Raw genomic sequence first — 6,814 nt, forward strand, 5'->3', positions numbered from 1 at the left:
AGTGCTAATGCGCTCTGTGTTCAGGGAAAGTGGATAGTATGGCAAAGTCAGAATCTAAGATGCGGACTTCGGTTCCAAGCGAAAACCGTTTGGGAACCGTCGATCCCGAATCGGCGTTCGACGATCAGGACAAGCTCTCCAGTCGGGATTTTGTTTCGTCCCTGTCCCGAGGCCTGTCGATTCTGAGCAGTTTCAGCCGGACGTCACGCAAGATGACCCTGAGCGAAGTCGCCGCCGAAACCGACATGAGCCGTGCCACCGCAAGACGGTTCCTTCTGACGCTGGTCAAGGAAGGCTATGTCGTCACGGATGGGAAACTCTTCGATCTCACTCCGAAGGTTTTGGAACTTGGGTTTTCCGTCCTGTCAAAGATCGGCATCTGGGATCGCGCCCGCCCTTTCATGGAACGTCTGTCCGAGCAGACCGGGGAAAGCTGCACAGCGGCCATTCTGGACGGGTTGGAAGTTGTCTATGTCGCCGGTGTGCAGGCGCATAACATCATCAGCGTCGGGATCACTGTCGGCAGCCGCCAGTCGGCGTTCTATACCGCCAATGGTCGGGTGCTGCTGGCCGCCCAGCCCGAAGACTACTGGGATGCGATCATCGCCAACGCCCGGCTAGTGCCCCGGACGCAATACAGCGTGACGAACAAGTCGGAGTTCCGTCAGGTGCTTGAAAAAGTACGCGATGAAGGCTGGTCGCTTGTCGATCAGGAACTGGAACTTGGGTTGCTGTCCCTGGCGATCCCGCTGCGCTATCGGTCCGGTGTGACGGCGGGGGCGATCAACATCGCTGTGCCTTCGATCCGGGCGACACCTGAAATGATGATCGAGACCTATTTGCCGAAACTGCGCGAAACGGCCGAACAGATCCAATTGTCGTTGGCGCGCTAACCCCAGCGACCAACGGCGTAGGGGGTTGGATCGGTCAACGGGTCAAAACCCAAAGCCAACGCTGCAGCACATTGGCCTACGACCGGCCCCAGAGTATATCCGGCGTCGCCCGGCAGGGCGAGATGAAGACGGGGATGCTTGGGCGTTGGACCGATCGTGGCCTTGCCATCGACGGGTGTGTTGTAGCCGGCCCATGTCCGCAGGATACGCAATCCGCCGATACCCGGCGCGATCCGGGCCGCCAACGCGACATTGCCCAACAGGCTTTGCGAAAGGATGGTGGGAATGCCATCTCCGATCCCTGACTGCGCTGCCCACCCACCCCCGATCACGACCTGACCCGACCGAAACTGTTTGAGCGTGATGGGACGCTCCGCGTGTTGGACAAGGTGGTGAATGCGGTATTCGCCTGGCTCGGTTATGTTCATGTGCAGCGGTTCCGGCGGCGTTTGGATTGAAAACCCAAGTCCGGCGGCCAATGCGCCGGAACCCCACGCGGCGGAAATGATGATTTGATCGGCGCTATGGCGGATTTCACCAAGCGCAACCGGAGAAGATTCTGTCGTGTCGAACCCGAAGATGCGGTCCTTTACATGCTCGACACCCAATTCCGTCAGCCGGGCTGCCAGCTTTCGGTTCGCCACAAGCGGATTCAATTTTCCTTCGTTGTGGCAGATTTCCGCCCCAAGGATCGACGGGCCAAGGTAGGGTGCGATCCGTGACAACGCCTCGCGATCAAGGATGTCGACTGACAGGCCTTTATTTGCCTCGCGTTCCGCCTTCTGTCGGAGGAACTCCATCTGGCCAGGCGAATCCGCCAGCATCAGTCCGCCTTCACGGGTCAGCTCTATCCCATCCAGCTTATGGTCCAGAGCCTCCCAGGCTGTCACTGCCTCAAGATAAAGCGGCAACGAACTTTCCAGATTGTCGGCCAGATGGGGGTTGAGCCGCAGGAACCGGCTTTGCATTTGCACATGCAGACTGCCCGCGTTGGAGTGTGATCCGGCGTTTTGCCTGAAATCCACGATACGCACCGATGCCCCCTGTTCGGCGGCGGCAAGTGCAGCGCATTGACCTGTAATGCCGCCCCCGATCACCAGCAAATCGACACGGTCAGTCATCAGAGTCATCATCCAAAAGCTTTTCTGCCGCGACCAATGTTCCGATGTCGACCGGCTTGATCGGAATGCGCGGGGCAAAGAAGGACAAGTCCTGCACATCCGCTCCCAGCCGTCGGGCCATGTACCCGGCCAGCGCCGGACCGCAATAACGTCCCTGGCACCGGCCCATGCCGACCCGCGTCGCACGTTTGACAGCACCGATATCCGTGTGTCCATTAGCCAGGGCGCTGTCCAAAGCGCTCTTGCTGATCTCTTCGCAGCGGCAAACAAGTGTTTCTGGTGCCACGGTTTCAAGCTGTGCAGGCTCGGTCGCGTAGACCTGCCATAGCCCGTGCTGAAAGGCTCGGTGGCGGGCCAATTCGGCCTCGGCGTCTGGCTGACGCGTTGTGTCACCTGCCGCAGCCCGACCGGCAATGCGTCCTTCGACGGCGGCGGCAGGGGCACCGCCAAGGCCACAGCAATCGCCGATGGCATAGACATTGGAGACAGTCGTTTCCATCACCTCGGACCGCTCTGGCCGCAGTTGGTCGAAATCTGCGTCAAACCGCATCTTCGCGCCCAGAAGACGCAGGATTTCATTTTGTGGCTGGAAGCCGAAATTCATGCAGACCGTATCTGCCGTGACCTGCCGTGATTTGCCATCAACCGCGTAGGTCACCAGAAGGCCGTTATCTGTTTGGACAATCGCGGTGGGTCTCGAGTTGTGCAGCACCGACACGCCCTTGCGGCGCAATGCGGTCAGTAACTTGATCCCCTTTATCGCAAGCTGCATGTCGCTTCGGATCATGAGTGTCGCGGCGCGTAATTGATGTACCGGCGAGGCGGCGGCTTCGCCGAGAATGGTGATCTCGGCACCGCCGTCCGCCAACTCCAAGGCGACCTGTGACGTCAAAGGTCCGTTGCCGAACAAGGCGATCCTGCGACCCGGAAGCGTTCGGTAGCTGCGCCAGAGCGTTTGCGCCGCACCCACGGTCATGACACCCGGCAACGTCCAACCGGGGATCATCGCCGGGCGTTCATACGCCCCTGTCGCCACGATCAGCGCGCCGGGGCGGATCGCGTAGACGCAATCGGGGTTGGCCGCCATGACTTCGGGGCCATCGAATGCCCCCCAAACTTCGGTTTGCGACAGGATCTGCACACCAGAATCCAGGGCTGCTTGAAGCAAGGCTTTTCCTTCGCTTTGTTGCGTATCCAGCGGATTTGCGCCCGGCGATGCGTTCTGCTTGAAATATTGTCCACCCGGCACCTTGCGTTCGTCCAGCAAGAGCACATCTGCCCCCATCTCGCGGGCGGATATCGCGGCGTTCAAACCACCTGCACCGCCACCGACGACCAGGACGGAAGGTGACAGTCGTCTGGCCTTCTTTTCCTGCGCGGGAGGCGCGCTCAACTTGGGTCGTGCAACTTGAGTTTCGATCTGCATCCCATTGCGCAACGGTGTCATGCAAGCGCGCTGATTGGGGGTTCCGTTGATCGTGACGAGGCAGTCCTGACAAACACCCATGCCGCAAAAGATCCCGCGTGTCGCATCGCTGTCCGTTTGGCGAAACGCTTTTGTTCCGGCCTCGGTCAACGCTGCTGCGACTGACATGTCGGGTGTCGCCGACATTGCAATTCCATCAAAGGTAAATCCTAGTTTGGTCATCTGGACACGTCCTTCGACAAAATGCGTTTTCGGGCGGCCAGCAACTCGGCCAGTGCTGTCTCACGCCAAGCACGCCTTTGCGGCAAGTCCTGTTCTGGCAGGATCGCGCGTCGTTGACTCTCGACCGATGACACAAGTTCAGGTGACCATCGCGCGTTCGTTTCGCCGCGCGCTTCGCCGATGGCGGCATAGGCGGGGCCCATCCGTTCAGCATGTCCCCGGATTCCGCCAGCCGTGTTGAGTTCGGCTGTTTCGAAAGGTCCGCACAGCGCCCACCGCGGACCAAGTCCGTCGCGCACCAGCCTATCAACGCCATCAACGTCAACAACACCTTCTTCGACCAGCCGGTAAGCCTCGCGCAGAAGGGCCGATTGCAATCGGTTGAAGACGAAAGCAGGCACCTCCTTGTTCAGCACAACTGGATCAAATCCCGCCTGGCGAAACAAGGAGTCGGCAAGGGCCATCGTGTCGGGCGACGTTCCCGGAGCCGGGACAAGTTCCAACACCCGGATAAGGCTTGGCGGATTACCCGGATGCGCGACCAGACACCGTGCTTGCTGTTTGGTATCAGGCAGGATTTCGGACATGGGAATGGCAGAAGAGGTCGTGGCAAGGATCGTGTCGTTGCCAAACCGGTCCAACATGCTTTTAAAAAGGGTCGTCTTGACCTCGCGACGCTCTGGTCCGGCCTCGATGGCCAGCGCAAACTGCTTGGTCTGCGGAATAGCGTCCACAACCGTGACCTGACCCGGTGTGGATTTTGTGGAGTAGCCGACACGGTGCAGGCCGCTTGTGTGTCGGGACACGCCATCCGCAACGGCTGCGCGCGCGTCCGGCGAAGCATCGCAAAGCGTGACTGACCAACCCGCTGCACAGAAGGTAGCAGCGAACGCCGTGCCGATTGCACCGGCACCCAGAATGAACACACTTGGAGAAAGAGTCATATTGCCTGACCTTGTCTTGTTCGTTATGTGAACAAATGTGCGAAAAACATGGGTGCGTCAACGCATGTCAGGCAAAAGGATCAGAAATATGCTCGATGGAAAGACAGTGCTGGTCACCGGTGCCTCGAAAGGAATTGGTCAGTCCATCGCGCAAGAGGTTGCCCGGTCTGGCGCCCGTGTGGTCGCCCATTACGGTCGAGACCGTATCGGGGCCGAAGCTGCGCTGGTCGGCGTGCCGACAGACCGCGCCATCCTGGTTCAAGCCGATCTCGCAACGCGCGATGGAGCGGACAAGTTGTTTGCCGAAGTCCTGGCCAAGGTTGGTCAACTGGACGGGGTCGTCAACAATGCCGCGGTGATGCGGTTCGACGGCGGTATCGACGATCCGGACGAGGCTTGGGACACGGTCTGGGACGAGACCTTTCAGGTCAACGTCCATTCCGCGTCCCGCCTCCTGCGCGCCGCTGTCCGCCATTTCCGCGAGGTTGGTGGGGGCGACATCGTCGGGATTTCGAGTTGGGCCGCACAGAAAGGTGTCACCAATCCCCGAACCATCGCCTATGCGGCGTCGAAGGCGGCGTTCAAGGCCGCGTTGCAAACGGTTGCCACAGGCTACGCGCGTGACGGAATCCGCACCTATATCATTGCACCCGGCGTGGTGGACACGCAGATGTCACGCGACTTTGCCGAGTCGCAGGGTGGGCGGCATGTGGTCGAGGACCGCCTTGTAATGGGTGAATTCGTCCCGCCTTCGGATATCGCGAAGCTCACGGCGTTCTGCCTCAGCGGTCAGTGCCGTCACCTGTCCGGCGCGACGCTGGATGTGAATGGGGCCAGCTATATCCGCTGACCCCGGTTTGCGTCATGCGGCGATCCGTAGGTAGAACGCATAGAGCTTTGGAAGGATCGACGGCGGGTTCGGATGCCCCAGTTCCTGCGCCGCACGATAGGGCCATGCGGGTTCGCGCAGCATCTGCCGCGCCATTGCCACCATGTCGGCCTTGCCTTCGGCGATGATGCTGTTGGCAAGCTCCGGCTCGGTGATCATGCCCACGGCCATTGTGGGCAGTCCAGTCTCATTCTTGATGCGTTCGGCATAGGGAACCTGAAATCCGGGTCCGGTCTTCATCTGTGCCAAGCGCATCCCGGCAGGAATACCGCCACCGGAGGCATCGAACAGGTCCACCCCGGCGTTCTTCAGCTCTTTCGCCAAGGCGACCGTATCGTCCAGCGTAAGACCACCGCCTTCGCCATCGACGCAGGACGCGCGGTACATCACGGGAACATCGTCCGGCACAGCGGCACGCACCGCACGGGCCACTTCTACAGGCAACCGCATGCGGTTTTCGACGGGTCCGCCATAAGCGTCGTCGCGTCTGTTCGACCAAGGCGACATGAAGCTGTGCAACAGATAGCCATGTGCGCCGTGAATCTGCACACCGTCGAAACCCGCGGCGAGCGCCCGCTTGGCAGCTTGCGCGAAATCCTTGGCGATCCCTGCCATTTCAGAGACCTCCAGCGCACGGGGGGTGTGCCACCCGTCGCGCGCCGGGATCGCTGAAGGCGCAACAGTCTGCCAAGGCGGCTCATCACTCTCGGGATCTAGCGGTCCACCGCCATCCCAAGGCCGCATCGTCGATGCTTTTGGTCCGGCATGGTTGATCTGCATGAAGATCGGGATGCCCTGCTTGCGATAAAGCGCAGTGATCGGTTTCCACGCCTCCACCTGGCTGTCTGTATAGATGCCGGTGCAGCCGGGGCTGATCCGCCCTTCGGCGCTGATACCCGTTGCTTCGACGATGGCGCAGCCGACGCCCGAAGTCGCGTAGCGCCCGTGATGCGCAATGTGCCAATCGTTCGGATGCCCGTCATCGGCCTGGTACTGGCACATCGGTGCCAGAGTGATGCGATTGGGAAAGGTCGTGCCGCGAACCGTGAACGGGGTAAAGAGGGGAGGGATGTCGCTCATGCGGCCTTGCTTTCCAGGTCGTCCATCAATTGGTCAAGATCTGCCATGATGCCCTTGAGTTTCGCAGCGCGCTGGCGGCCTTCCTCACCCAGCGACGCGAACTGGGTCAGCGGCGGACGGACGTCGCCAACCGGGCAACCCGCTTCGGCAGCCAGTGCCTTGGAATAGCACTGATGACCATAGGTCGGGTGTCCTTCGGCGATGGTGTGCTCGATGATGGTGATGTGTCGCTGAATAGC

The 6,814-nt window shown here is 60.5% G+C and carries 7 protein-coding genes; 2 read left to right on the forward strand and 5 right to left on the reverse strand.

Features of this window, described 5'->3' with window-relative positions; genetic code table 11:
• Positions 1–59: 59 nt before the first annotated feature.
• Positions 60–893 (forward strand): IclR family transcriptional regulator domain-containing protein, encoded by an 834-nt coding sequence (locus ACTIEN_RS21540; protein ID WP_439525202.1) that lies wholly within the window; start codon positions 60–62, stop codon positions 891–893.
• Here the strand turns inward: ACTIEN_RS21540 and ACTIEN_RS21545 are convergent.
• The 3 genes from ACTIEN_RS21545 to ACTIEN_RS21555 are packed head-to-tail and all read right to left on the reverse strand — an operon-like array spanning position 890 to position 4,606.
• Complete coding sequence (locus ACTIEN_RS21545; protein ID WP_439525203.1) at positions 890–2,014, reverse strand: NAD(P)/FAD-dependent oxidoreductase; 1,125 nt, start codon at positions 2,012–2,014, stop codon at positions 890–892. The two genes, ACTIEN_RS21540 and ACTIEN_RS21545, sit on opposite strands and share 4 nt — an antisense overlap.
• A complete protein-coding gene (locus ACTIEN_RS21550; RefSeq protein ID WP_439525204.1) occupies positions 2,007–3,662 on the reverse strand; it encodes an FAD-dependent oxidoreductase in 1,656 nt (551 codons plus the stop codon). Before ACTIEN_RS21550 ends, ACTIEN_RS21545 begins: the two co-directional genes overlap by 8 nt.
• A complete protein-coding gene (locus tag ACTIEN_RS21555; protein WP_439525205.1) occupies positions 3,659–4,606 on the reverse strand; it encodes a 3-hydroxyacyl-CoA dehydrogenase NAD-binding domain-containing protein in 948 nt (315 codons plus the stop codon). The genes ACTIEN_RS21550 and ACTIEN_RS21555 overlap by 4 nt, the downstream gene beginning before the upstream one ends.
• Before the next feature lie 88 nt (positions 4,607–4,694).
• On the opposite strand from ACTIEN_RS21555, the gene ACTIEN_RS21560 reads away from it, so the two are divergent.
• The gene (locus ACTIEN_RS21560; RefSeq protein ID WP_439525206.1) at positions 4,695–5,456 is read left to right on the forward strand and encodes an SDR family NAD(P)-dependent oxidoreductase; all 762 of its coding nucleotides are present in this window, start codon (positions 4,695–4,697) and stop codon (positions 5,454–5,456) included.
• A gap of 12 nt (positions 5,457–5,468) precedes the next feature.
• Here the strand turns inward: ACTIEN_RS21560 and ACTIEN_RS21565 are convergent, their stop codons facing one another.
• A complete protein-coding gene (locus tag ACTIEN_RS21565) occupies positions 5,469–6,575 on the reverse strand; it encodes an NADH:flavin oxidoreductase/NADH oxidase (protein ID WP_439525207.1) in 1,107 nt (368 codons plus the stop codon).
• Positions 6,572–6,814: hypothetical protein (locus tag ACTIEN_RS21570; protein WP_439525208.1), on the reverse strand; the 243-nt coding region annotated here is incomplete at its 5' end. The genes ACTIEN_RS21570 and ACTIEN_RS21565, both read right to left, overlap by 4 nt.

Origin of the sequence: Marivita sp. (assembly GCF_051859345.1) — a bacterium.
Taxonomy (GTDB): Bacteria; Pseudomonadota; Alphaproteobacteria; order Rhodobacterales; family Rhodobacteraceae; genus Marivita.